Here is a 25531-nt window from a genome sequence, read left to right as displayed (position 1 = left end):
CGTGACTTAATTATCTGCTACAAAGGCATTTTTTACATAATCAATGGTTTTCTCATCAAAACCCATCTCACGCATCACGCCCTCTAACATAATCATTTTACGCCCACTATTATTGTTGGTAATCACCCAATGTGGACAATCTGGAATTTGTTTCGGTTTAGTATGATTACCGGCATCTAATAAAGTTTGTTCATCTTGAGCAAAATACACTCGAGTACGCCCTTGTACATTTTCACTGCGAATCGCTTGAGTAAAAACATCATTATTCAATTTATATAACCCACTTAAAATTGTTAAAAAACGGACTACCGCTTTGCTTTCTTGCTTAAATTCTGGCGTATCTAACAGTATCATTAAATCGGCGGCATCACTTTGTTTACTGACATCTAGCTCAGTGTCTGGCTCGGCTCGTTCAACAACTTGAACTTGCTGTGTTACAATTTCTTCTTGTGGCTGTATTGTTTGTTGATTCACTGTTGATTCTGAGTAAATTGATGCGGTTTCTTGCTGTAATGACAATGATCTATCTATATTCTCTGTTTTATCCGATAAATCTAACGCCACAGAACGAATATTTAAAGACGGTAAATGTAATAAACGACGTAAAATATCCGATGCACTTTCGCCAATTGACTGTGTATGACTGGCAATGTACTGATAGAGTTCTTCATCTACTTCAATTATTTTCATTTATTTTACTCTCAAAACTTGATTAACAATCCATTTTTTCGCATTATACCGACTTCTGATCAAATTCTCTATGTAAAAAACGATTAAAAAAACCATGTCAGCTCAACAATTACTCAATTATCAATTTACCGCATGCCAAGCTGCTCCAGCGCAAACCATGGTATTTATCCATGGCTTATTTGGAGACATGAATAACCTTGGCATTATTGCTCGATCATTTAGCCAAAAATATCATATTTTACGCCTTGATTTACGTAATCACGGACAAAGTTTCCATTCTGATGAAATGAATTATGATCTTATGGCACAGGATGTTATTCAGGTGCTAGAGCATCTTCAGTTACATAACGTCATCTTAGTCGGACATTCCATGGGTGGAAAAACCGCGATGCGAGTGGCTGGCTTACGACCTGAACGCCTTGCTAAATTAATCGTGATTGATATTGCCCCTATCAGCTATCAACACAACTGGCATAATGATGTATTTATGGGTTTATTTGCTGTTAAACAGGCCAATGCAGCAAGTCGCCAAAGCGCGAAACCCCTTCTAGCTCAACATATCAAACAAGAAAGCATTCAACAATTTATGTTGAAATCTTTTGATGCTAACGCCACTGAAAAATTTCGCTTTAATACCACCGCACTTTATCAACATTATGCAGATATTATGGACTGGCAGCCACAACCACCTTGTTATCTTCCTACCCTATTTATCAAAGGTGGATTATCAAATTATATATCACCTGAATATAGTGAGATAATATTAGCACAATTCCCACAAGCGACGTCCTTTACCATCAACGGTGCAGGACACTGGGTTCATGCCGAAAAACCCGATTTTGTGATACGTGCCATTGAACGTTTTGTTCAATCAAATTAATATTCATTTAGCCATTTAATTTGTAAGGAATTTATGTTATAGTTGCGCCAATATTCTCACTTAAGCTAATCATTATCAACATACGAATGATTACTAATAAATGACAAAATGATGCTAATATTCAAGGAAATAGGTAAATAAAAATGGCTATTGTTGGTTTATTTTACGGTAGTGACACAGGCAATACAGAAAATATTGCAAAAATGATTCAAAAACAGCTTGGCAGCGATGTGGTAGATATTCGTGATATTGCCAAAAGTACCAAAGAAGATATTGAAAGTTACGATTTTATCATGATCGGTATTCCGACTTGGTATTATGGTGAAGCACAATGTGACTGGGATGATTTCTTCCCTACCTTAGAAAAAATTGATTTTACCGACAAACTTGTGGCGATATTCGGTTGTGGCGATCAGGAAGATTATGCTGATTATTTCTGTGATGCAATGGGAACTGTCCGCAATATTATTGAACCACATGGTGCAATTATTGTCGGAAACTGGTCAACCGAAGGGTATAACTTTGAATCTTCACAAGCCTTAATTGACGATCATACTTTTGTGGGTTTATGTATTGATGAAGATCGTCAACCAGAATTAACTGCTCAACGTGTTGAAACTTGGGTGAAACAGGTTTATGATGAAATGTGTTTAGCGGAACTCGCATAAGGAAAAGAACTATGTCAGAAGAAAATATTAAATTACTCAAAAAAGTTGGGTTAAAAATCACCGAACCACGCTTAACGATTTTAGCCCTTATGCAAGAGCACAAAATGGAGCACTTTTCTGCGGAAGATGTGTACAAATTGTTACTTGAAAAAGGTGAAGAAATCGGTTTAGCCACCGTTTATCGTGTATTGAATCAATTTCACGAAGCAAAAATTTTAACTCGCCATAATTTTGAAGGAAATAAATCTGTTTTTGAGTTAGCACCAACCGTACACCATGACCATATCATCTGTGTGGATTGCGGTAAAGTATTTGAATTCAACGATACTGTAATTGAAGAACGCCAAAAACAAATCAGTAAAGAACATGGCATTCAATTAGAAAATCACAGTTTGTATTTATACGGTAAATGTACAGACATTGAGAAGTGTGAAAAATAACATTCGTTTCGAATGCGAAAAGTGCGGTATCTTTTAGCGCACTTTTTGTTGCGTTTTACTATACCGTTAAAAATTATAATTTATCCCTGAAAAATCATAATTATCTTTAGGCTAAAGATCCCTTTTTATGCTATAATTTCAATAATTTTTGTGTAAGATTAGGAAATTTAGATGTCTGAATTAACTCAAGATATAACCCCTATCAGTATCGAAGAAGAATTGAAATCTTCTTATCTCGATTATGCTATGTCGGTCATTGTTGGGCGTGCTTTGCCTGACGTACGTGACGGTTTAAAACCGGTACATCGCCGAGTGTTGTTTTCTATGGATCAAAGTGGCAATACCTATAATAAGTCCTATGTTAAATCTGCCCGTGTAGTGGGTGACGTCATTGGTAAATATCACCCTCATGGTGACAGTGCGGTGTATGACACCATTGTGCGGATGGCTCAGCCATTCTCATTACGTTATATGTTAGTAGATGGTCAAGGAAACTTTGGTTCGATTGATGGTGATGCACCCGCTGCCATGCGTTATACCGAAGTTCGTATGCAGAAAATTACACAGGAATTACTGACCGATTTAGACAAAGAAACCGTAGATTTTTCGCCTAACTATGACGGTAAGGAAATGATTCCTGATGTATTACCGACTAAAATTCCTGCTCTGTTAGTGAATGGTTCATCTGGTATTGCAGTGGGGATGGCAACCAATATTCCTCCCCATAATTTAGGCGAAGTAATGGACGGATGTCTGGCTTATATTGACAATGAAGATATTAGCATTGATGAGTTAATGCAGTTTATTCCCGGTCCTGACTTCCCTACCGCGGCATTGATTAACGGTCGCCGTGGTATTGAAGAAGCCTATAAAACGGGGCGTGGCAAAGTTTACGTGCGGGCTAAAGCCTCTGTCGAAACCAATGATAAAGGGCGTGAAAAAATCATCATCACGGAAATTCCTTATCAAGTGAATAAAGCCAAATTAGTGGATAAAATTGCTGAACTGATCCGTGAGAAAAAAATTGAAGGCATTGCAGGCATATTAGATCTATCAAACAAAGAGGGGATCTGCCTTGAAATCGACATTAAACGTGATGCCGTTGGCGAAGTGGTGCTAAATCACCTATATGCCTTAACTCAAATGCAGATCACTTTCGGCATAAACATGGTGGCGTTAGATCACGGTCAACCGAAGTTATTCAATTTAAAACAAATTATTGCCGCCTTTGTCAAACACCGCCGTGAAGTCGTTACACGCCGTACAGTGTATGAACTACGTAAAGCACGTGAACGGGCGCATATTTTAGAGGGATTAGCCATTGCCTTGGCGAATATTGATCCTGTGATCAATTTAATTCGTGCCTCCAAAACTGCCGATGAAGCCCGTGAGGGTTTATTAAGTCAACCTTGGGCGTTAGGTAATGTTGCTCCAATGTTAGAAGCGGCGGGGGTTGATGCTTCTCGTCCAGATGATTTAGCCGTTGAATTTGGCGTACATGATGGTCAATATTTCCTTTCTGACACGCAAGCACGTGCTATTTTAGAATTACGTTTACACCGTTTAACGGGTTTAGAACACGAAAAGATCGTCGATGAATACAAAACGATTTTAGTTGAAATCGGTGAATTATTACATATTTTAACCAGTGCAGACCGCTTACGTGAAGTGGTTCGTGAAGAATTAGAATTAGTTAAAACTAACTTTAATGATGCACGTCGCACCGAAATTACTGCGTCATCAGGAGATATTAATTTAGAGGATTTAATTGCTCAAGAAGATGTGGTCGTTACGCTTTCACATGAAGGTTATGTGAAATATCAACCTGTTACTGATTACGAAGCACAAAAACGTGGTGGCAAAGGTAAATCAGCGACCAAAATGAAAGAAGAAGATTTTATTGAGAAGTTATTAGTGGCAAACACCCATGATACTATTCTCTGCTTCTCAAGTCGTGGACGTTTATACTGGCTGAAAGTGTATCAATTACCACAAGCCAGCCGTGGGGCACGTGGTCGTCCAATTGTCAATATTTTACCACTACAAGAAAACGAACGTATTACGGCAATTTTACCTGTGGCAAGTTATGATGAAAATAAATTTGTTCTCATGGCAACGGCTGGCGGTATTGTGAAGAAAACTTCTCTCACCGAATTTAGTCGCCCGCGTACCAACGGAATTATTGCCGTGAACTTGCGTGATGAAGATGAATTAATCGGTGTGGATATTACCGATGGTTCAAATGAAATTATGTTATTCTCATCACAAGGTCGTGTAGTGCGTTTCGCCGAAAGTGCGGTGCGCGCTATGGGACGTACCGCAACCGGTGTACGTGGAATTAAACTTGCTTTAACCAATGAGCTTTCCGATGATGAAAGTGCGGTAGAAATTGACGAAGTTTCTGATGATAACACAGAAGAAACCTTAGATCTTAATATTGATAAAGTAGTTTCTTTAGTGATACCGAAAAATAATGGTGAAATTCTCACCGCCACCCAAAATGGTTACGGTAAACGGACAAAATTAGAAGAATATCCAACCAAATCTCGTAACACCAAAGGCGTTATCTCGATCAAAGTCAGTGAACGTAATGGTAAAGTGGTAGCATCAACACAAGTTGAAGAAACCGACCAAATTATGTTGATTACAGATGCTGGTACATTAGTTCGTACGCGAGTAAGTGAAGTGAGTATTGTGGGACGTAACACTCAAGGTGTACGTTTAATTCGTACCACAGAAACCGAACAAGTGGTCAGTTTGGAACGTTTAGCAGAACCAGAAGATGATGAATTTGACGGGGAAGACATAGAAACGACAAACCAAAGTGCGGTGGAAAATTCACAACAATAATCGTAAATACCACAAAAAGGGGGTAACATCAGTTACCCCCCTTTACATCAATAAATCTATAATATTACTAGATATTATTTAGTTAATTGCTTGATCCATCTTATCGCCGGCATTTTGAATATCTTTCCCCACACCTTTAGTCGTTTCACATGCGGTTAATGACATTACAAATAAAGCGGACAACACAACTGCAATAATTTTTTTCATACCTTTTCTCCATATCATTTTTAATAACTATCTTTACCATACCTTAAATTTCAATTAGATTCAAGCCTAATATTAAAATTATATTTCTATAGTATTGCAAATAATACAAAAAGATGCAGCGCATCGTTACCATATGTAACCCTGTATGCTGGTGCAGGGGATTTTATGATCTACGTCACAAAATCAACATTTCCCTTTTAGCAAAGGTTCCATTACGTGACTTGAGATGTTAAACTCTAAGAGAATTTGATTTTAACTTTTATAAGGTAATTTTTATGACAACGTATCGTATTGAAAAAGACACCATGGGCGAAGTTCAAGTACCAGCAGATAAATATTGGGCTGCACAAACTGAACGCTCTCGTAATAATTTTAAAATCGGACCTGAAGCTTCTATGCCGCATGAAATTATTGAAGCCTTTGGTTATTTGAAAAAAGCCGCCGCCTACGCCAACCATGATTTAGGCGTATTGCCTGTAGAAAAACGTGATTTAATTGCTCAAGCTTGTGATGAAATCTTAGCGCATAAATTAGATGATCAATTTCCATTAGTTATCTGGCAAACGGGTTCTGGTACGCAATCCAATATGAATTTAAACGAAGTGATTGCGAATCGGGCGCATGTGTTACACGGTGGTAAATTAGGCGAAAAATCCTATATTCACCCGAATGATGATGTCAATAAATCCCAATCTTCTAACGATACCTATCCAACCGCAATGCATATTGCAGCTTACAAAAAAGTGGTCGAACATACCATTCCAGCGGTAGAACGTTTACAAAAAACCTTAGCTAAAAAAGCAGAAGAATTTAAAGATGTAGTGAAAATCGGCCGTACGCACTTAATGGATGCCACGCCACTCACTTTAGGACAAGAATTCAGTGGTTATGCGGCTCAACTTTCCTTTGGCTTAAAAGCCCTTAAAAACACCTTGCCACATTTAGGTCAATTAGCTTTAGGTGGTACAGCAGTCGGTACCGGCTTGAACACACCAAAAGGCTATGATGTGATCGTTGCAGAATATATCGCAAAATTCACCGCACTTCCGTTTATTACCGCGGAAAACAAATTTGAAGCCTTGGCAACCCATGATGCGGTGGTAGAAACCCATGGGGCATTAAAACAATTGGCGATGTCTTTATTTAAAATTGCTCAAGATATCCGTTTATTAGCCTCTGGTCCACGTTCAGGGATTGGTGAAATCTTAATTCCTGAAAATGAACCGGGTTCATCCATTATGCCGGGCAAAGTCAATCCAACTCAATGTGAAGCCTTAACCATGGTATGCGCGCAAGTGTTAGGCAACGATACCACTATTTCTTTCGCGGGTAGCCAAGGACATTTTGAGTTAAACGTATTCAAACCGGTGATGGCATATAATTTCTTGCAATCCGCACAATTGCTTGCTGATGCGTGTATTTCTTTTGATGAACACTGTGCCAGCGGTATTGAACCAAATCACCCACGTATTAAACAATTGTTAGAACAATCTTTAATGTTGGTAACTGCCTTAAATACTCACATTGGCTATGAAAATGCAGCGAAAATCGCCAAAACCGCCCATAAGAACGGCACGACATTACGTGAGGAAGCCATTAATCTTGGCTTAGTGGCAGCGGAGGATTTTGATAAATGGGTACGTCCAGAAGACATGGTCGGTTCATTAAAATAATTTATTTGCACTAAACTTGATACGGCTCAATTTTTTGAGCCGTTTTTTATTGCATAAACCAATCAAATACCCTACCATTACGCTCAACTATTATTCTAAAAGGAAATTTACCATGAAAAAGCAACTTATCTGCTACAAACGTATGCCTGTCTGGAACAAAAATAGCTTACCTCAAATGTTCCAAGAAAAGCACAATACCAAAGCAGGCACTTGGGGAAAATTAACCGTTCTCAAAGGGCAACTGAAATTTTATGTGCTTGATGAAGAAGGCAATGAATTAAGTCAACATATTTTCACACCAGAAACCCAAATTCCTCTGGTTGAACCGCAAGTTTGGCATAAAGTCGAAGCTCTTTCTGATGATTTGGAATGTTTCCTTGAGTTCCATTGCAAAAAAGAAGATTATTTTGCCAAAAAATACAATATGACGCCCACTCACTCCGAAGTCAAAGCAGCGATTGAACAAATTAAGCCATGCAAAGTCTTAGACTTAGGTTGTGGACAAGGGCGTAATGCGTTATTTTTAAGTTTATTAGGCTATGATGTGACTGCTTGGGATCATAATGAAATGAGTCTTGCTTTTCTAAATGAAACCAAAGGCAAAGAAAATCTGCCAATTTCCACCGCGGTTTATGATATTAATTCAGCAAATATTCAAGAAAATTACGATTTTATTCTCTCTACTGTGGTATTTATGTTCCTCAATCGTGAAGCCGTGCCTGCGATTATTGAAAATATGCAAGCCCACACAAATACTAGTGGTTATAATTTAATTGTAGCGGCACTGAACACTGCCGACTATCCTTGCCCAATGCCATTTTCTTTTACTTTTAAAGAAAATGAATTGAGAAATTATTATCAGGACTGGGAATTATTAAAATATAACGAAGAACTGGGTGAATTGCATAAAACCGATGAAAATGGTAATCGGATTAAAATGAAATTTGTCACTATGTTGGCGAAGAAAAAATAATGCGAGTTTATGGCTTGTTAGTGGACGATCAAACTCGCTGTGAGCATTATCACAGTGCGGTGGATATTATTGCCATTCAATTCAAATGTTGTAGCAAATTTTATCCTTGTTATCAATGCCATAATGCTTGTGAAGATCATCCCATTGAACGTTGGCAACCTAGCGAATTTAAACAACTTGCTATTTTATGTGGTCATTGTAAAAATACCTTGAGTATTCAACAATATATGGAAGTAAGTCACTGCCCTTATTGCCAAGCAAAATTTAATCCAGGGTGTAAAAAACATTATGGGATTTATTTTGATATAGGCGGATAAAATAGATATTAATCACAAAAACCTTTTATTTTTTATATAAAATTCAAAATAAAAACATTATTTTTATCTAACCCAAACAAAAATATAGACATATTTATAAATACAAGAGAATATCAAAATATTCTCTTTTGTCTATGTGAAGTTATTATGTTTAAGAAATTTTTTGATCTTATTGAATCAGGTATTAACTGGTTTAACCAAACCCTAAGCACACCATTATGGGATATTACCATCGTGTTATTACTCGGTGTTGGCTTATTTTTTACAATTACCACTGGATTAGTTCAACTCCGTCTATTACCACAAAGTTTACGTGAAATGTGGTCTGGGCGTGTTTCTGACGGTGATTCATTAAGCCCGTTCCAAGCCTTTACTACTGGATTAGCTAGCCGTGTTGGAGTAGGTAATATTAGTGGTGTAGCAACGGCGATTGCTATCGGTGGCTCGGGTGCCGTATTTTGGATGTGGATGACCGCTTTACTGGGGATGTCCAGTGCCTTTGCGGAATCTAGCTTGGCTCAATTATTCAAAGTACAAGATAAAGACGGTACGTTCCGTGGTGGTCCAGCTTATTATATTACACAAGGTTTAAAAGCCCCTTGGTTAGCGGTAATTTTCGCCCTATCTTTAATCTTCACCTTTGGTTTTGCCTTTAATGCGGTACAAGCTAACTCTATTGTAGAAGCCACTCATAATGCGTGGAAATGGGATGCTCAGTATGTGGGCGTAGCGTTAGTTGTGTTAAGTGGTTTAATTATTTTTGGTGGCATTAAACGCATCGGTGGGTTCTCTGCTAAAGTCGTGCCAACCATGGCGTTGTTCTATTTAATTATTGCGGTCATTATTTTAGGTATGAATATCAGCAAAGTGCCAGCCATACTATCAGATATTGTTGCCAGTGCCTTTGATTTTTCTGCTATGGCTGGTGGCTTTTTTGGTGCCGTGTTATCAAAATCCATGTTAATGGGCATTAAACGGGGTTTATTCTCCAATGAAGCGGGGATGGGTTCTGCTCCGAATGCTGCCGCCAGTGCAGATGTTAAACACCCTGCTAGTCAAGGTTTAATCCAAATGCTCGGCGTGTTTGTGGATACAATTGTGGTGTGTAGTTGTACGGCGATCATCATTTTATTATCCGATGATTACGCCACATCTGGTTTACAAAGCATTTCGTTAACCCAACATGCGTTACAATTCCATGTGGGCGATTTTGGTTTGCATTTCCTAGCATTTATTTTATTTTTGTTTGCCTTTTCTTCCATTATCGGTAACTATGCTTATGCGGAAAGTAATATTCGTTTTATCAAAAACCGTCCATGGTTAGTGCTAGCTTTCCGTTTAGCAGTATTGTTCTTCGTCTATTTTGGTGCGGTAAATTCTGCCACTATCGTATGGGATTTTGCTGATTCCGTGATGGCCATTATGGCAATGGTGAACTTAGTTGCTATTGTGTTGTTATCGCCGATTGTGTGGATTATTTTAAAAGATTATCAACGTCAATTAAAAGCCAAACAAGAACCAACATTTTATGTTGATGCTCATCCGCAATTAAAAAAATATAATCTTGATCCTAGACTGTGGAAAAAATAAATTAAAGTTTGGCGATTAAAAAGAAAAAGTGCGGTGAAAATGTTTAATTTTTCACCGCACTTGATTTTTTCAAATCACAAAATCTAAAACTAACGTTTTACACCTAACACGATATGAGATGCTTTAATTAATGCCGTTACTTTAGAACCTGTGACTAAACCTAGATTTTTGACGCTCGTTTCGGTAATAATAGTAGTAAGTTCGATGCCACCCTCTGTTTTGACTAAAACTTCTGCATTTACTGCCCCATCCGTTACTTGCTGAACCGTAGCATCAAATTGATTACGAGAAGATAAAATTAAATCATTATCCGTTGATAAGATCACGGCAGGTGCTTTAAAAATAGCAACCACCTCTGATCCCACTTTCAAACCTAAATTTTGGGTACTTTCTGATGTAATAGAAGCGACTAATTTTTCACCACTGGCTAGAACCAGTTCAATAACATCCGTGGTTACACCCGTTTTGATTGTTTGCACAGTTGCTTTAAGTTGGTTTCTTGCACTAATTGCCATAATTTTCCTCCTATAATGTAATAACTAAATAATGAATTTTATTATATCTGAAAAAAGACACTTGAACATTATATAAAATAATATATAATGATTAGTAAAAATAGATAATAATTAGGTAGTAAAAAGTGTTAGCGAGTTTCATCCCACGTTACTCGCTTTTTTTATAGACATTTTTCAATAAGCTACAAGTTTATGATTTCTGTAACAGTTATAATAAAACCCTAGACCGATTGATTTACAATTTCAAGTCTATTTAATGTTCAATAGCAAATCCACTAAATTTTCTATCTCCCAAATAAGGCTGTTCCACAACCCGGCTGACTTTTGCACTCGGCGAGCCTTGTTGTAACCACTCTCGCATCGCATTAAGTTGTTCAGGGCTTCCTTCAATTACGGTGAATACCGAACCATCAGAAAGATTTTTGACATAACCACCGATACCCAACTTTCGGGCTTGTAAGAGGGTATAAAAACGAAATGCTACACCCTGTACACGCCCATAAACAGTAAATTGTCTTTTTTCCATATATCCCCTCCTGTTATTTTATCAAAAAGACCACTTTTTTTGCATTCTACTATTTTCATTTGCGTAAAATTAGCATAGCATATTAACTATCACTTTAGGATAATAAAGTGTAAATCCTATTAATCCAGAAGGAGTAAATATGAAATTTCGTCTTGCTACCCTTGCTACCGTAGCATTATTAGCTAGTTCTGCGAGTTTCGCAGGTGTTGTTACCAGTTCATCAAATATTGATTTTTTAGCTATCGATGGTCAAAAAGCCAGTAAATCTTTATTAAAAGATGTTCGTTCATTTAATATTAACGATACAAACACACACCAAGTGGTCATTCGAGTATCTGAAATCGTGCGTGAAGGCTCTGACCGTAGTCTATTTGAAAGTGATCCTATTGTCGTCACATTCCAAGGTTCCACCGAAGATATTCAAATTTCTGCACCACGTTTGGGGACAGATCGTGACGCACAACAATTTAAACAAAATCCAAACATTACCGTAAAAACCCGTTCAGGTAAAACCATTAGTACGAAACAAGAATACTTGAAACAAGAAGGTTTCTTGCCGGGTGTGAATTTAATTGATAATTTATCTGAATACAATTCATCTGGTGCTGTAGCATCTGTACCTGCTTTAGCCACCGCTACTTTGCCAGCCACCGTTGCAACAGTAGGTACAAATGGTAAAGTACAAAAAGGTAAAGTTACCGTACAAGGTGAAAATGCAGCAGAACAAATGTTACAATATTGGTATCAACAAGCTGATAAAGAAACACAACAACGTTTCTTGAACTGGGTGAAAAATCAAAAATAATTCCGCTTAGTACTTGTGTACCAAACTAAATATATTATGATGTTCTACATCTAGGTAGGTAATAAAGCCACAGCGTGGCGTTACTTAATATAACCCCGTATGCAAGTGCGGGGTTTAGCGTTTTCGTTTATAGGATATTTTTATGGCTTTTATTCTCAACATTCTTAATTTCGTTCTCGGTGGCTTTGCAGTAACATTAGGTTGGTTATTCGCCACGGTAATCAGTGCTGTGTTAATTATCACCTTGCCTTACACTCGTAGCTGTTGGGAAATTACCAAAATGTCGCTAGTACCTTTCGGCAATGATATTGTACATATTAAATATTTAGATCCCAATAATGCAGGAACAGATGTATTAGGCAAAATGCTCAATGTAGTGTGGTTTATTTTCTGCGGTTGGTGGCTTTGTTTAATGCACATTTTTGTGGGCATTGGACAATGCGTAACATTAGTTGGTATTCCAACTGGATTAGCCCATTTTAAACTTGCTCCGATTTCACTCTTTCCCGTAGGGCAACGTGTCGTATCCAAAGAAATGGCTGCTCTCGCTCGTCAACATGCTGCCGAAAAGGAATTTGAATTAAGACGTAACGCTTAATAGGATAATGTTAGACAATGTTGATTAAACTTAACAGCAAAATTATCAGCGTATTACCGATTGCTATTGCCGTCAATATTGCTTGTGTACTCATTTGGTTATTAAATATTACCGATCAAAGTATGCCATTAATATTAGGGGTTATCGCTGCCAGTTTAGTGGATTTAGATCACCGTTTATCTGGACGGTTAAAAAATATTTTTTATACTGTTATTGCCTTTTCCATTTCGTCTTTAGTGACACAATATTTTCTCAATCAAGGCATTTGGTTTGTATTGGCAATGACTGCCATGACGTTTCTTTTCACCATGATTGGAGCAGTCGGACAACGTTACAGCACTATTGCCTTTGGTACCTTGGTTGTTTCGCTTTATACCACGCTCGCCTATTTGCCCGATACCCCTTGGTATATTAATCCGCTGATGATTTTATCAGGCACGCTGTTATATAGCTTCATCACCGTCACCGTGCATTTATGTTTTCCGAACCGTCCGCTCCAAGAAAAAATCAGCCGTGCATTTGTCGCATTGGCGGATTATTTAGATGCCAAATCAGTATTTTTCGATCCTGATGATGTGGAACATCTTTCGCAAAAACAGTTGACCTTGGCAATGAAAAATAGCCAAGTCATCAATGTGTTTAACGAATGTCGTACAGCATTATTTTATCGCATGCAAGATAATAACCGTTATTCTTATACCAGTAAAATGTGCCGTTATTATATGTCAGCACAGGATATTCACGAGAAAGCCAATTCAAGCCATTTTGACTATAAAACATTAGCAACCCAGCTGAAAAATTCCGATCTCATTTTTCGTATTCAACGTTTATTAGAATTACAAGCTCAAGCCTGTCGCGATATTGCTCAACAGTTACAAAAAAATCAGGATTTTCAACCGCACTTTCGTTTAGAACGTGCGATTTCAGGGATCAGTCAATCCTTTGAACTTTACAGCCAACAACATAATGCAAGCCCCGAATTAGTACATATTAAAACCTTGCTAGATAATTTACGCAATATTCATTGCCAGTTGCAATCCTTATCCCAACCAATTCATGAACCTGAACAGCGAACTATTTACAGCGAAAATATTACAGGTTTAAGCAAAATTTTGCAACGTATCGGGCAACATTTTACCTTTCAATCGCCCCTTTTTCGTCATGCTATGCGACTCTCTTTAGTGGTGTTAATTTGCTGTTCTTTAGTCGAATATTTTCATCTGCAAACGGACCGTGGCTACTGGATTTTGCTGACTATTATTTTTGTCTGCCAACCCAATTATTCCGCCACCAAACTACGCTTAAAACAACGGATTATCGGCACCATTTTGGGGGTAATTGTCGGCTCATTACTGCCTTATATGACATCCACCCTTGAAGCCAAACTCGCCGTCGTGGTGATAGCGAGTACGCTGTTTTACTTTTTCCGCAGTAATAATTACAGCTATTCTACCTTTTTTATCACCATTCAAGTATTAGCCAGCTTTGATATTATGGGCTTTGATATTTACGCTGCCCTATTACCACGCTTAATAGATACCTTAATCGGCACCGCATTAGCTTGGTTTGCTGTGAGCTATTTATGGTCTGACTGGAAATATTTGCAATTAAACAACGTTATCAGCCAATTAATGAAAAGTAATGCTAACTATTTATTATATATTATCAGTCACTTACAATTTGGCAAAGGTGATGATCTGAAATACCGCATTGTTCGCCGTCATGCTCATGACAATGCTACCGTATTAAGCACTATCATCAGTAATATGAATAATGAGCCGAAAAAATATACTCAACATTTGCAACAAGGCTTTGAATTATTGAAATTAAACACCGCACTTTTAGGCTATATTTCCGCTTTAGGGGCATATCGTGAGCAAATGCAAAAACTCACGCAAGATGTCTATTTTTTAAGTGAATTTTATCCTATTGCCAAGAAAATTATTGAATTATTAGACAAGATGACGACATTAAGTGCGGTGCAATTTGATGACCTTTTTCAGCCAATTAATATCAGTATTAAAAATAGCCTTGAACAAAATGATCTACTTAGTTCAGTGTTTAATATGCCGATGCAACAGCTTAATTTAATTGCTCAACTTTTGCCGCCACTTTATGCTGCCATACCACAAACGGCAACCCAGACAATACAGGATAATAAACATGAAATCACCTCTACTTAAACTTACTTTATTGAGCCTATTTTTCGCTTTACCTAGTGTTGCGAATACACCAGATTTACAGAAACAACGTGAGATTTACCGCAAAATTAGCGAAATGTTGGCGATCTCACAAAGTCAGCCTACGCAACAGCTAGCCAACCAATTATTGCAACAAATTCCAAATTATCCGCTGGTTTCCTATGCCGAATACCAGCTACTCAACGCCAACAAAAGCCAATTAAGCTTGCAGCAAATTGAAGATTATCAAGCGCATCAGCCTAACCCAAACTTTGCTAATCGACTTAAAATAGAATGGCTAAAACAACGTGTCACTCAGCAAGATTGGGCGACAATCACCACTAATTCAGCGAAATTACCGCAAGATACCGCAACACAATGTATTGTATTACAAGCAGAGCAAGCTCAAACCGAACAGAAAGCCATTGACGAAAAAACACAGCAAAAAAACACCGCAGTTTTGCCACAAGATAAACTAGAGCAACTCTGGCTCACGGGTAAAAGTTTACCAAGCCAATGTGATCCCTTACTTGCTCAATGGCAAGCTCAAGGCGGTTTAACGCCAGATTTAGCTAAACAACGGGCTGTACTGGCATTTGAACAAGCTAATGGCAATTTGCTGAAACATTTACAACAGCAATCAACGGATAATACCAATAAACAATGGATGACAGGTTTATTCGCACTATTTAACAATCCTCTCAATTTAACCAATTACAACACCGATTTTGCAGTGGCAAAATTAACTAAAACTGATTCCCTAAATCGCCGTATTTTATTGGCGATTATGCCGGCTTATATTAAAAAATTAAATGAAAATCAAATCGATCCCATTAAGCATTTTGCCGAATTAGAACAGTGGGCGAAAGATTTTCAACTCACGCAACATCAATTAACCGCATGGAAATTGCTTTATTTAGCCCAATTTTTTGATAGTGAAAATCCTGCCGTTCAACAATGGCGAGATGAACAATTAACTCAATTAAAAGATGATAAACTCACTGAACGCCGTATTCGGTTAGCAATCCGAGAAAAAGCTAAATTCAAAAACTGGCTCGATTTACTTTCTGAACAAACTCAACAAAAAGAAGAATGGCAATACTGGATTGCTCAATCTGCACCGAAAACCAAAAAACAACAGATTTTAACCGCACTTTCTACTCAACGTAGCTTTTATGCCATGTTAGCCGCCAAAGATCTGGGCGTGGTTTATCGGCCTAACATGCTTGACATTAAAACATCCGGCGTAGAAAACGCAGATAAAAAAACGGTAGAACAACGTTTTGCTCAGATTTTAGCTCGTATTACCGAATTACGTTATTTTAATGATGATGCCAATATGAATAGCGAATGGACGAATCTGTTAAAAGGCTTAACACAATCTGAGCAAATTGACCTAGCGGATTATGCGAATAAACAAAGCTGGTATGATCTCAGTATAGAAGCCACCATTCAAGCGAAAGCTTGGAGTTATTTGTCTTTACGTTTACCCAATGCTTACACAGAATGGTTTGATTTACATTTACAAGGCAAGCAAATTCGTCGCACATTTGCCATGGCAATCGCACGCCAAGAAAGTGCTTTCAGACCTAAAGCCAGTTCCAGTGCCAATGCTCGGGGCTTGATGCAGTTATTGCCAAGTACGGCAAAACTTACCGCCCAACAGACCCAACTGCCCTATAACAATGAACAACAACTGTTTGATCCGTTTTACAATATCATGCTAGGCACCGCTCATTTACAACAACTCTATGATAAATATGGAGATAATCGTATTCTGATTGCCGCTGCTTATAATGCAGGGGCAAACCGAGTAGATCGTTGGCTAGCAAAAGCCAACGGCACGCTTACTATGGCAGAGTTTGTGGCATCGATTCCTTTTTATGAAACTAGGGGTTATGTACAAAATGTATTGGCTTACGACAGCTATTACCAGATTTTACAGCAACAACCACAATATTTATTTTCCCTAAAATTATTTACCAAAGCAGAGAAAGATCGTTTATACTAATCTGCACTAGTTTAATAGTATAGGAGTAAAGAATGTATATTAGCCGTAATATGGATCAATGGAACATATTTATCAAAACGCTGAAATCTGCTGTGGCACAAGGCAAGGAACAGGAATTTCTCACCTTATTACTCACCGCCGATGAACGCGACGCGGTGGGCTTACGCTTGCAAATCGTGGCTCAATTACTGGATAAAAATATCCCGCAACGAGAAATCCAACAAAATCTCAACACCAGTGCAGCCACGATCACACGTGGTTCAAATATGTTAAAATTAATGGATCAAGATTTTTTAGACTGGGTGAAAGCACAAATTGATGAAAAAAATCCTGCGTAAATTATTTCCCTTAAAAAACAACCGCACTAACCATCGTACTGCGGTAACATCATTGCCTTTATGTTTAAAAAAGTGCGGTGTTTTTTTATGGCGTTTTTTACTCGGTTTTCTGTTACTCACGCTGGTATTGCGATTCGTCCCGATTCCAATGTCTGCCTATATGATTCAACAAAAACTTGGACATTTTTTGCACCTTGATTTTGATTATGATATTCAGCACCACTGGGTCAGCCTTGATGAGATTTCGTCCAATATGCAATTAGCTGTGATCGCTGCCGAAGATCAACATTTTCCTAATCACTATGGTTTCGATCTAGATGCTATTGAAAAAGCCTTTGATCATAACCAAACATCACAAAAAATTCGTGGTGCGTCCACTATTTCCCAACAAACCGCCAAAAACCTGTATTTATGGCATGGACAAAGTTGGCTGCGTAAAGGCTTAGAAGTGCCAATCACCTTAACATTAGAAACCCTTTGGTCAAAAAAACGTATTTTAGAAGTGTATTTAAATATCGCTGAATTTGGTGATGGTATTTTTGGGGTGGAAGCTGCTAGTCAATATTATTTTAACAAGCCGGCGAAAAAATTAACCAAACAAGAAGCCGCGTTGTTAGCAGCGGTTTTGCCGAATCCAATCAGCTTTAACGTGCTAAAACCAGGACGAATAACTAAACGCAAACAAGCATGGATTTTACGCCAGATGGATTTGTTGGGTAAAGATTATTTGAAAAAATTGGGATAATATGTAGCAAATCAGACTTAATCTGACAAACCACTATGAACTGTTAATTTCTGTTTTAGTGCTTGAAATAATCTTTCTATCCTCAGCGTTGTTTTTTCTATTTTTAACTCAAGATATGTTGTCTATTAAGCCAAAACATCCTAAAACCTATTCAGTTAACATTAAAAGGACTGATTCAGATACAATATCATTATCAGTCCGAAATAGGTGTCTAACTTTTTGGGTTCAAATCATGATGAATGTCACAATCAACTTATTTTATTTACCCATTTAACCGTTAAAATGTAAGTTCAGCTGTTAATTTAAAATTACGTCCCGGGGAATAAAAACGATTAATCCCTTTACCTGTTTCTTGATCAATCAAATTACTTGTGCCAAATGGCTTAATAGAACGAGCGAATTCCCAAGTAAGATATTTACGGTCTGTTAAATTGTACACACCTGCTTGCAAGGTAAGATTCTTAATTGGTTTAACATAACCGATTAAATCAACTAAGGTGTAATCATCGCTACGCCATTTTACGCTAGAATCTGATTTGCCTTCTTCTTTCCAGTACATATTGTAGGTGTCTTTCGATTTTTTAGCACTGGCGTGTGTCACATACAAATCAACTCCACACAGTTCTTCTGGATGTTGATAACCGACACCAATCACTGAAGTACGCGGTTGAATCGCATTCATTGGCATATCGCCATCTACTCTACCTTTTTGGTAGGTGTATTTATAACTCAAGCTTAAACCTTGTAATCTTGGTAAAAAATACCCTACATTTAACTTAGAATGCATTTCAATCCCTGTGATTTTTGCATTATCTCGATTAATATTTTGATAATATTGATAAGCCACGGCTCTTGCCTGTCCTCCCACACTATTGGTTTCATGCTTCGCACCTAGATATTTTAAATCAATGAAATTTTTATAGTCTGTACGGAATAGGCTAGTAGTAATAAAGCCGACATCACCAAAGAACGTTAAGGCAATTTCTTTATTTTTTGATTCTTCTGGTTTGAGATTCACATTCGGTAAAATAGAAAAATCAGGGTGTTTAAAGGTAAAATAAAGCTCATCATTAGTTGGCGCTCGAAAACCTTTGGCATATTTTAATTGTAATCTTATATAATCCGTTGGATTAATCCCTGTTTCTAACGCATAAGAATGTTTAGTATATTTTTTCGGTTTACTAAAATAATCAATGTTAGCTTGAATATTGTCTTTTTCTGCTGCCTCGTTAGCGGCTTTTTTCTTATTATATTCATCTACTGCGGCTGAATATTGTTGCCAATCATAATCATAGTCAGAATAACTTGGCATATTGCCTAAATTGGGATACGGATAATTAACGGGTACAAAACCTTTCACCATATCATCCGGTAATTTGGGATCCCGCTTAGGATTATAATCAGGCTTATAACGAATAGTGTCAAAACGATACCCTAGATTAAAATCAAGATATTGATTCACCACCAAATTATCTACAAAATAAAAAGATTTATTGTTCATTTTGACGGGAATTAAGAAAGAATACAGCTCTTCTTTCGGGCAATTCAAAATGGCGTCGGCATAAGTGGTTGAACTTAAACCACATTCAGATGTTGGGATACGAGAAGCCCACCATTGTGCGTGATCACCACGATAGCCTGTTCTATTTGTCATGCTTTTTCTTACTCTACTGTAAGCACCACCATATTCAAAATTATTTTCTACGCCCCATAAATTAACTTGTTTAGTTAAGTCTAGATTTAGCTGTTTGGTATTGGTATCCAAATCACGTTGAGTATAAGTATCTTCTAAATAACCCGGGGCACTAGGCATCACAGCATAATAACCATATTGATCATATTTCGCAAATTTACCATCATCGGAATAAGAATTTAAGGTGATCGTTTCCTGCGTATAAGGTTGATACCAACCATTCCATTTATAAACGGTCATTGGCTGACGACAATCAAAAATACTACAATCAAACCAAGTTTGATCCGTTCTTTTTAAATTAAAATACTGATTGTCATATTGTTGATTATTTGGACCAACAATATAATTACGATCATTAACATCATCGTATTTCAAATCAATTGGCTTTCCTGCATAATCAACAATACTGCCATTTTTCACTTGCAAACCTGCTGGATTTTGCAAATCCTTACAATGACTTCCATCACAATAATCATCGGTTCTGGCGCTATTTTTAATTTTCTGTTCCGAGTAGGAAATTTTTAACGTGTCCCAGAAGGGGGTTGAACTGTAATTTTCATAGCTAAAACCATAATTTTTACGTTTACTAGAATCATTGGTATGGCGTAGGGCATCTTCGATAGCATTAAGCGTGCTACCTTTTAAATTATAAGAAAAGTCATGTCCACGTGATCGATTTTCGTAATTATCATAAACAATCGTAAAACGGTTATTTTCACTAGGAGAGAATGAGAATTTAACTAAAGTACTCTCTTTCGTAATGGTATATGGATCGGCTTTTTCACGAATTTTAGTTTGAATCTCTTGCGCATATTTATAATCATAATTTTCTAATTCGTGTCCATGGCGTTTAGTATGAACCACAAGCAAATCAAACCATTTATAACGCCCAGCAGCTGTAACGGAGTTTAACCCCTGATTATCCGCTGTACTATAACTGGTTTTATAACCTAAATGCCAGTCTTTTTCGGTAAGATAATCACGAGCATCTTTGGTTTCAAACACAACTGAACCTCCCAATGCACCGCTTCCTACTCGAATTGAATCCGCCCCTTTTTGAATGGTCGCTTTTTTCAAGGTTTCAATTTCTACACTATTTCTGGTGTTATTAAAATTTCCATAACCTTCAAAAATCTCTTTAAATCCTTGAGAAGAAAGGGTTTCTGCTTGATGCAATCCGTCAACAACAATGGCGACACGATTTTCATCTACTCCACGAATAGCATAACCACTACTACCAAAACGTCCATTTTCTACCACACTTACGCCGGTCTCATAACGGACTAAATCACGGCTGTCCTGCACTTGTTGTTTGCTCAGTTGGTTAGATGTTTTAACCGTCTGTCCAACTTTATTATCTTTGCTCTGACGTTGTTCGCCGTCCGTAGAAACAACTATTTTATCTAAATTCTCTACCGTCTCCGCTTGTCCATAAACAGGAAAACAATAGGCTAATACACAACTTGCAATCAAGGATTTTTTAAAAGACATCATTGTCAAACTCTCCATGTAAATAAACGTAAAATCCGACGCAGATGATATTAATTATTATTTCTAATGTAAAGTACCTTTAAATAAATTTTTACGACCTACAAAATCTGTGCTAAAAACTGCTGTCCCCTTTCCGTTTTCGGTTGACGGAAAAATTCATCTGGGGCAGTTTGTTCAATAATCATACCTTGATCCATAAACACCACGGAATCAGCCACACGTTGAGCAAATCCCATTTCATGGGTAACACAAAGCATCGTAATACGTTCTTGCTCGGCAAGCTCTACCATCACATCTAACACTTCTTTCACCATTTCAGGATCGAGGGCGGAAGTGGGTTCATCAAATAACATCACTTTTGGCGACATACAAAGGGATCTGGCAATCGCCACACGCTGCTGTTGTCCGCCGGATAATTGTCCCGGATATTTATAAGCCTGATCGGCAATTTTTACCCGTTCTAAGTATTTTAACGCTAAATCTATAGCGTCTTGCTTACGTTTTTTTAATACCCAAATTTGACCTAGGGTAAGATTCTCTAGCACAGTTAAATGGGGAAACAAATTAAAATGTTGAAACACCATACCAACATTATGGCGAATTTGTTCTAAATGTTTGAGATTGTTATTTAACAATACGCCATTTACGGTTAATTCGCCGGTTTGATGATGTTCTAACCCATTAATACAACGAATTAAAGTTGACTTACCCGATCCCGAAGGACCCGCGATCACAATTTTTTCGCCCTCAGTGACGGTTAAATTTACATTTTTGAGTACATGAAAATCACCATACCACTTATTCACATCTTTTAATTGCACCATGACTTTAGACACAAATTCGCTCCTTATGCTTTAATTAACGCTGTCTTGCCAAATCTAAACGTTGCTCAATATAACGTGAGTAACGAGACATCGCATAACAAAAAATAAAATAAATAAACGCGAGAAATACATAGGCTTCTACGCTAAACCCTTGCCATAATGGATCGGCAAGTGCTACTTTAGCCGATAGCGTTAAATCATAAATACCGATAATTACTACTAAAGAGGTATCTTTAAAAATGGAAATAAAAATACTGACCAGCGGCGGAATGACTACTTTTAAGGCTTGCGGTAAAATGACTAATCGCATACTTTGCCAATAACTCAAGCCTAAAGATGCTGCCCCCTCAAATTGTCCTTTTGGGATCGACTGCAAACCACCCCGTACCACTTCAGCAATATAGGCCGACACATATACAATCACTGCAATTTGGGCTCGTAATAATTTATCTAGTGAAAAACCATCTGCGAAGAATAAGGGGACCATTACCGATGCCATAAATAATAAGCTGACAAATGGCACACCACGCACAATTTCAATATACATAATGGATAGCGAGCGGATAATTGGCATGTCTGAGCGACGACCTAAAGCCAGCAAAATACCTAATGGCGTAGCAATTAAAATCCCGAAAATGGCAAGAATTAAAGTAATCGGCAAACCGCCCCAGCGTGCTGTTTCAATTTCGCTCAAGCCAAATACGCCACCGTGCATTAAAACACCACAAAGGCTTAATACCGTTACCCAAATCAACACTAAATATTTTTGCCAAAAACGAGGGATAGCACTAAAAATAATTAAGGCTATTAGCAAAATACAAACTAAAAACGGTCGCCATTGTTCATCAAAAGGATAAATACCAAACAAAATCATACGGTATTTATGTTGTACAAACGACCAACATGCGCCTGCAGATGCGTGGCATTCTTGACCGCTGGTAGCGGTGAAATTCGCTTGTAATAATCCCCATTCTAGCACCGCAGGAAGGGAGAACAGTAAAAACCATAATACTAAAATAGTGGCGAAACTATGAGCCGATGTAGCAAATAAATTATCTTTTAGCCATAACCATACGCCGGTTTGTTTTGGTGGTTTTTGCATAATATTTTCCATTTATCTCTCCACCAATGCCATACGTTTATTATACCATGCCATAAATACCGCAATGCTGATACTAATAGTAAAATACGCTAACATAATAATCATCACCGCTTCAATGGCTTGCCCTGTTTGGGTTAACATGGTGTTGACAATAGAAACAATATCAGGATAACCAATAGCCACGGCTAATGAGCTATTTTTAGTGAAGTTCATAAAAGTATTACTCATGGCAGGAATCATCACCCTAACCGCTTGTGGCATAATAATTAAACGCAAGGTTTTTAGCCGAGATAAGCCTAAAGATTCACCCGCTTCCCATTGACCGTTATTGACACTTTGAATACCCGAACGCACGATTTCCGCAATAAAAGCGGCAGTATATAACACTAATCCTAACAATAAAGCGGCAAGTTCTGGACTAAAATGCCAACCATTAACAAAATTAAAGCCTTTAAGCTCGGGTTTTACCACATCTAGTTGCCAACCAGATAATAATGCAGCTAACATAGGGAAAATCACCCAAAAAGCAAGGCTAATAGAAAAAACTGCGGTGGTTTTTCCCGTTTTATTTTGTTTATGTTTCGCCCAAAAAGATAAAATAATCGTGGCAATAACAGCGAATAATAAGCCGACAAGCATCCAAGAAACCGAATCTCCGCTTAAAGCAGGGATTTTTACACCGCGGTTTGATAAAAACACCCCATCTATCGGATTTAAGGCTTGACGAGGACCGGGTAAATTTTCTGTGAGTAAGGAATACCAGAAGAATAAATGAATCAATAACGGAATATTACGCATCACTTCCACATAAATAGCCGCCAATTTATTCACTAACCAGTTAGCAGAAAGTCGAGCAATACCGATGATCGTACCAAGAAGCGTGGCTAATACAATCCCGACAAAAGAGACCAACAGGGTATTCAGGATTCCCACTCTAATGGCATGCCAGTAAGTGTCTGTCAAATTGTATTCAATAAGAGATTCACCAATAGCAAAACCCGCTTCTTTATTCAAAAAAGCAAACCCAGTTTGAATATTACGAGTCGCTAAATTATGCAAGGTATTATTGACTAAATACCAAACCACATACACGATCACAGATAAGATAATGACTTGGTATAGCCAAGATCTTGTGTTTGCGTCATTTAAAGAAAAATTGATTTTTTTCATTATTTATACTAATTGGGGCATATCACCTATGCCCCTATTTTTAATTTTAAGTGTTGTTTTTAGACAGATTATCCATGATTAACGTACAGGTAAACCGTAATGTAAACCACCATTCGTCCATAAATTATTTAAACCACGTGGAATTTGCAACGGGCTGTCTTTTCCTACGTTGCGATCAAAACTTTCACCATAGTTGCCCACTTGTTTCACAATGTTATACGCCCATTTGTCGTCTAAACCAAGGTTTTTACCTGTACCTTCTGCCACGCCTAACAAACGTTGAATATTTGGATTTTCGCTTTTTAATTGCTCATCCACATTTTTGCTGGTGACACCCAATTCTTCTGCGTTAAATTGGGCTTGTAATGTCCATTTCACAATATTAAACCATTGTGCATCCCCTTGACGCACAAACGGAGCCAATGGTTCTTTAGAAATTAAATCAGGTAACACGACATAATCATCTGGGTTAGATAACCGTGAAATACGAATTGAGGCTAAACCAGAAGCATCAGTGGAAAATACATCGCAACGGCCAGAAGCGAAAGCATTGACCACTTCATTAAATTGATCAAACACCACTGGCGTGTATTTTACATTACTCGCTCTCGCCCAGTCCGCCAGCGTGTTTTCATTGGAAGTACCGGTTTGCAAACAGATTGTCGCACCATCTAATTCTTTAGCACTTTTCACGCCAAGATCTTTTTTCACTAAGAAACCTTGTCCGTCATAAAAATTTACCCCCGGAGATTGCAAACCCAGTGCAGTATCACGTTGTTGTGTTACTGTGGTGTTACGAGTTAATACATCAATTTCACCAGATTGAAGTGCTGTAAAGCGTTGTTGAGAATTTAATGGCACGGTTTTAAATTTAGTGGCATCACCAAACACCGCTGCTGCGACAGATTTACACAAATCTATATCTAACCCTTTCCATTCTCCTTTATCATCCGGTGCAGAAAAGCCAGCAAAACCTGTGGTAGTACCACAAATAACGTGACCACGTTGTTTTACCGTATCAAGAGTTGAAGCTTGTGCATTGGCACTAAAAGCGGTAAAACCAACAGTAGCAATCACAGTCGCTGTTAATACATTTAATTTTTTCATAAAATTCTCCAAAGATAATAATAAACATTTGACAATATAATCAAAAAGCCACATAGACGCAAATAAGATTGTAATATAGCAAAGATGATTTAGTTATAAGAAAGTCAGCATACCTTGTTGCAATTCAGCAGTTATATC

General features: G+C 37.7%; 23 protein-coding genes. 14 read left to right on the top strand and 9 right to left on the bottom strand.

Translation table 11 applies throughout. The features are described 5' to 3' along the window. Window positions 1-6: 6 nt before the first annotated feature. Window positions 7-690, bottom strand: coding sequence for a replication initiation negative regulator SeqA (seqA, locus tag E0709_RS07855; RefSeq protein WP_132302317.1), 684 nt, complete (start codon window positions 688-690; stop codon window positions 7-9). A 94-nt stretch (window positions 691-784) separates the two neighbouring features. Here seqA and E0709_RS07850 point away from each other — a divergent pair, with 94 nt between their 5' ends. The 4 genes from E0709_RS07850 to gyrA all read left to right on the top strand — a co-directional run bounded on the left by E0709_RS07850 (window position 785) and on the right by gyrA (window position 5528). Further along, window positions 785-1570 (top strand): alpha/beta fold hydrolase, encoded by a 786-nt coding sequence (locus E0709_RS07850; protein ID WP_132302316.1) that lies wholly within the window; start codon window positions 785-787, stop codon window positions 1568-1570. 143 nt (window positions 1571-1713) lie between these two features. Further along, window positions 1714-2238 (top strand): flavodoxin FldA, encoded by a 525-nt coding sequence (gene fldA, locus E0709_RS07845; protein WP_132302315.1) that lies wholly within the window; start codon window positions 1714-1716, stop codon window positions 2236-2238. A gap of 11 nt (window positions 2239-2249) precedes the next feature. Further along, window positions 2250-2678, top strand: coding sequence for a ferric iron uptake transcriptional regulator (fur, locus tag E0709_RS07840; protein WP_132302314.1), 429 nt, complete (start codon window positions 2250-2252; stop codon window positions 2676-2678). Between the two features lie 171 nt (window positions 2679-2849). Next, window positions 2850-5528, top strand: a complete 2679-nt coding sequence (gene gyrA / locus E0709_RS07835; RefSeq protein WP_132302313.1) for a DNA topoisomerase (ATP-hydrolyzing) subunit A — start codon at window positions 2850-2852, stop codon at window positions 5526-5528. A gap of 78 nt (window positions 5529-5606) precedes the next feature. Here gyrA and E0709_RS07830 read toward each other — a convergent pair whose 3' ends face one another. Beyond that, window positions 5607-5735 (bottom strand): entericidin A/B family lipoprotein, encoded by a 129-nt coding sequence (locus E0709_RS07830; RefSeq protein WP_132302312.1) that lies wholly within the window; start codon window positions 5733-5735, stop codon window positions 5607-5609. A gap of 275 nt (window positions 5736-6010) precedes the next feature. Here E0709_RS07830 and fumC point away from each other — a divergent pair, with 275 nt between their 5' ends. The 4 genes from fumC (at window position 6011) to E0709_RS07810 (ending at window position 10288) form a co-directional block, all read left to right on the top strand. Next, the gene (fumC, locus tag E0709_RS07825) at window positions 6011-7408 is read left to right on the top strand and encodes a class II fumarate hydratase (RefSeq protein WP_132302311.1); all 1398 of its coding nucleotides are present in this window, start codon (window positions 6011-6013) and stop codon (window positions 7406-7408) included. 112 nt (window positions 7409-7520) lie between these two features. Next, entirely contained in the window at window positions 7521-8381 is an 861-nt protein-coding gene (tehB, locus tag E0709_RS07820) for an SAM-dependent methyltransferase TehB (protein WP_132302310.1), read from the top strand. Beyond that, a complete protein-coding gene (locus E0709_RS07815) occupies window positions 8378-8698 on the top strand; it encodes a CHY zinc finger protein (RefSeq protein ID WP_207905247.1) in 321 nt (106 codons plus the stop codon). The genes tehB and E0709_RS07815 overlap by 4 nt, the downstream gene beginning before the upstream one ends. A gap of 147 nt (window positions 8699-8845) precedes the next feature. Beyond that, window positions 8846-10288 (top strand): alanine/glycine:cation symporter family protein, encoded by a 1443-nt coding sequence (locus E0709_RS07810; RefSeq protein ID WP_132302308.1) that lies wholly within the window; start codon window positions 8846-8848, stop codon window positions 10286-10288. A gap of 89 nt (window positions 10289-10377) precedes the next feature. Here E0709_RS07810 and E0709_RS07805 read toward each other — a convergent pair whose 3' ends face one another. After that, entirely contained in the window at window positions 10378-10803 is a 426-nt protein-coding gene (locus E0709_RS07805) for a TOBE domain-containing protein (protein ID WP_132302307.1), read from the bottom strand. Window positions 10804-11056: 253 nt separating this feature from the next. After that, window positions 11057-11329, bottom strand: coding sequence for an acylphosphatase (locus E0709_RS07800; RefSeq protein ID WP_132302306.1), 273 nt, complete (start codon window positions 11327-11329; stop codon window positions 11057-11059). 139 nt (window positions 11330-11468) lie between these two features. Between E0709_RS07800 and E0709_RS07795 the strand changes: the two genes are divergently transcribed. The 6 genes from E0709_RS07795 (at window position 11469) to mtgA (ending at window position 18006) form a co-directional block, all read left to right on the top strand. Continuing rightward, window positions 11469-12134: a curli polymerization inhibitor CsgI-related protein gene (locus E0709_RS07795; protein WP_132302305.1), complete on the top strand. Its 666-nt coding sequence runs from the start codon at window positions 11469-11471 to the stop codon at window positions 12132-12134. A gap of 142 nt (window positions 12135-12276) precedes the next feature. Continuing rightward, on the top strand, window positions 12277-12732 hold the full coding sequence (locus E0709_RS07790; protein WP_132302304.1) for a YccF domain-containing protein: 456 nt from the start codon (window positions 12277-12279) through the stop codon (window positions 12730-12732). Window positions 12733-12749: 17 nt separating this feature from the next. Then, on the top strand, window positions 12750-14915 hold the full coding sequence (gene yccS / locus E0709_RS07785; RefSeq protein ID WP_132302303.1) for a YccS family putative transporter: 2166 nt from the start codon (window positions 12750-12752) through the stop codon (window positions 14913-14915). Further along, on the top strand, window positions 14896-16923 hold the full coding sequence (locus E0709_RS07780; RefSeq protein ID WP_132302302.1) for a transglycosylase SLT domain-containing protein: 2028 nt from the start codon (window positions 14896-14898) through the stop codon (window positions 16921-16923). Before yccS ends, E0709_RS07780 begins: the two co-directional genes overlap by 20 nt. Before the next feature lie 32 nt (window positions 16924-16955). Next, the gene (gene trpR, locus E0709_RS07775; RefSeq protein ID WP_132302301.1) at window positions 16956-17261 is read left to right on the top strand and encodes a trp operon repressor; all 306 of its coding nucleotides are present in this window, start codon (window positions 16956-16958) and stop codon (window positions 17259-17261) included. Continuing rightward, window positions 17242-18006, top strand: coding sequence for a monofunctional biosynthetic peptidoglycan transglycosylase (gene mtgA / locus E0709_RS07770; protein WP_132302300.1), 765 nt, complete (start codon window positions 17242-17244; stop codon window positions 18004-18006). The genes trpR and mtgA overlap by 20 nt, the downstream gene beginning before the upstream one ends. Window positions 18007-18283: 277 nt before the next feature. Here the strand turns inward: mtgA and E0709_RS07765 are convergent, their stop codons facing one another. The 5 genes from E0709_RS07765 to E0709_RS07745 form a co-directional block, all read right to left on the bottom strand. Continuing rightward, complete coding sequence (locus E0709_RS07765; protein ID WP_391540653.1) at window positions 18284-21199, bottom strand: TonB-dependent hemoglobin/transferrin/lactoferrin family receptor; 2916 nt, start codon at window positions 21197-21199, stop codon at window positions 18284-18286. Window positions 21200-21288: 89 nt separating this feature from the next. Then, the gene (locus E0709_RS07760) at window positions 21289-22014 is read right to left on the bottom strand and encodes an amino acid ABC transporter ATP-binding protein (RefSeq protein ID WP_132302371.1); all 726 of its coding nucleotides are present in this window, start codon (window positions 22012-22014) and stop codon (window positions 21289-21291) included. Between the two features lie 34 nt (window positions 22015-22048). Continuing rightward, the gene (locus tag E0709_RS07755) at window positions 22049-23128 is read right to left on the bottom strand and encodes an amino acid ABC transporter permease (protein WP_207905244.1); all 1080 of its coding nucleotides are present in this window, start codon (window positions 23126-23128) and stop codon (window positions 22049-22051) included. Continuing rightward, entirely contained in the window at window positions 23129-24286 is a 1158-nt protein-coding gene (locus E0709_RS07750) for an amino acid ABC transporter permease (protein ID WP_132302299.1), read from the bottom strand. 78 nt (window positions 24287-24364) lie between these two features. Further along, on the bottom strand, window positions 24365-25393 hold the full coding sequence (locus tag E0709_RS07745) for an amino acid ABC transporter substrate-binding protein (RefSeq protein ID WP_132302298.1): 1029 nt from the start codon (window positions 25391-25393) through the stop codon (window positions 24365-24367). Between the last annotated feature and the right edge of the window lie 138 nt (window positions 25394-25531).

The sequence above is a fragment of the Lonepinella koalarum genome, assembly GCF_004565475.1.
Classification (GTDB): Bacteria; Pseudomonadota; Gammaproteobacteria; order Enterobacterales; family Pasteurellaceae; genus Lonepinella; species Lonepinella koalarum.
This window is presented reverse-complemented; position numbering and strand designations above follow the sequence as displayed.

Bases quoted from the DNA above. Each gene is read 5' to 3' on its own strand.
- seqA (WP_132302317.1), bottom strand. From the start codon at position 690: ATGAAAATAATTGAAGTAGATGAAGAACTCTATCAGTACATTGCCAGT.
- E0709_RS07850 (WP_132302316.1), top strand. From the start codon at position 785: ATGTCAGCTCAACAATTACTCAATTATCAATTTACCGCATGCCAAGCT.
- fldA (WP_132302315.1), top strand. From the start codon at position 1,714: ATGGCTATTGTTGGTTTATTTTACGGTAGTGACACAGGCAATACAGAA.
- fur (WP_132302314.1), top strand. From the start codon at position 2,250: ATGTCAGAAGAAAATATTAAATTACTCAAAAAAGTTGGGTTAAAAATC.
- gyrA (WP_132302313.1), top strand. From the start codon at position 2,850: ATGTCTGAATTAACTCAAGATATAACCCCTATCAGTATCGAAGAAGAA.
- E0709_RS07830 (WP_132302312.1), bottom strand. From the start codon at position 5,735: ATGAAAAAAATTATTGCAGTTGTGTTGTCCGCTTTATTTGTAATGTCA.
- fumC (WP_132302311.1), top strand. From the start codon at position 6,011: ATGACAACGTATCGTATTGAAAAAGACACCATGGGCGAAGTTCAAGTA.
- tehB (WP_132302310.1), top strand. From the start codon at position 7,521: ATGAAAAAGCAACTTATCTGCTACAAACGTATGCCTGTCTGGAACAAA.
- E0709_RS07810 (WP_132302308.1), top strand. From the start codon at position 8,846: ATGTTTAAGAAATTTTTTGATCTTATTGAATCAGGTATTAACTGGTTT.
- E0709_RS07805 (WP_132302307.1), bottom strand. From the start codon at position 10,803: ATGGCAATTAGTGCAAGAAACCAACTTAAAGCAACTGTGCAAACAATC.
- E0709_RS07800 (WP_132302306.1), bottom strand. From the start codon at position 11,329: ATGGAAAAAAGACAATTTACTGTTTATGGGCGTGTACAGGGTGTAGCA.
- E0709_RS07795 (WP_132302305.1), top strand. From the start codon at position 11,469: ATGAAATTTCGTCTTGCTACCCTTGCTACCGTAGCATTATTAGCTAGT.
- E0709_RS07790 (WP_132302304.1), top strand. From the start codon at position 12,277: ATGGCTTTTATTCTCAACATTCTTAATTTCGTTCTCGGTGGCTTTGCA.
- yccS (WP_132302303.1), top strand. From the start codon at position 12,750: ATGTTGATTAAACTTAACAGCAAAATTATCAGCGTATTACCGATTGCT.
- E0709_RS07780 (WP_132302302.1), top strand. From the start codon at position 14,896: ATGAAATCACCTCTACTTAAACTTACTTTATTGAGCCTATTTTTCGCT.
- trpR (WP_132302301.1), top strand. From the start codon at position 16,956: ATGTATATTAGCCGTAATATGGATCAATGGAACATATTTATCAAAACG.
- mtgA (WP_132302300.1), top strand. From the start codon at position 17,242: ATGAAAAAAATCCTGCGTAAATTATTTCCCTTAAAAAACAACCGCACT.
- E0709_RS07760 (WP_132302371.1), bottom strand. From the start codon at position 22,014: ATGGTGCAATTAAAAGATGTGAATAAGTGGTATGGTGATTTTCATGTA.
- E0709_RS07755 (WP_207905244.1), bottom strand. From the start codon at position 23,128: ATGGAAAATATTATGCAAAAACCACCAAAACAAACCGGCGTATGGTTA.
- E0709_RS07750 (WP_132302299.1), bottom strand. From the start codon at position 24,286: ATGAAAAAAATCAATTTTTCTTTAAATGACGCAAACACAAGATCTTGG.
- E0709_RS07745 (WP_132302298.1), bottom strand. From the start codon at position 25,393: ATGAAAAAATTAAATGTATTAACAGCGACTGTGATTGCTACTGTTGGT.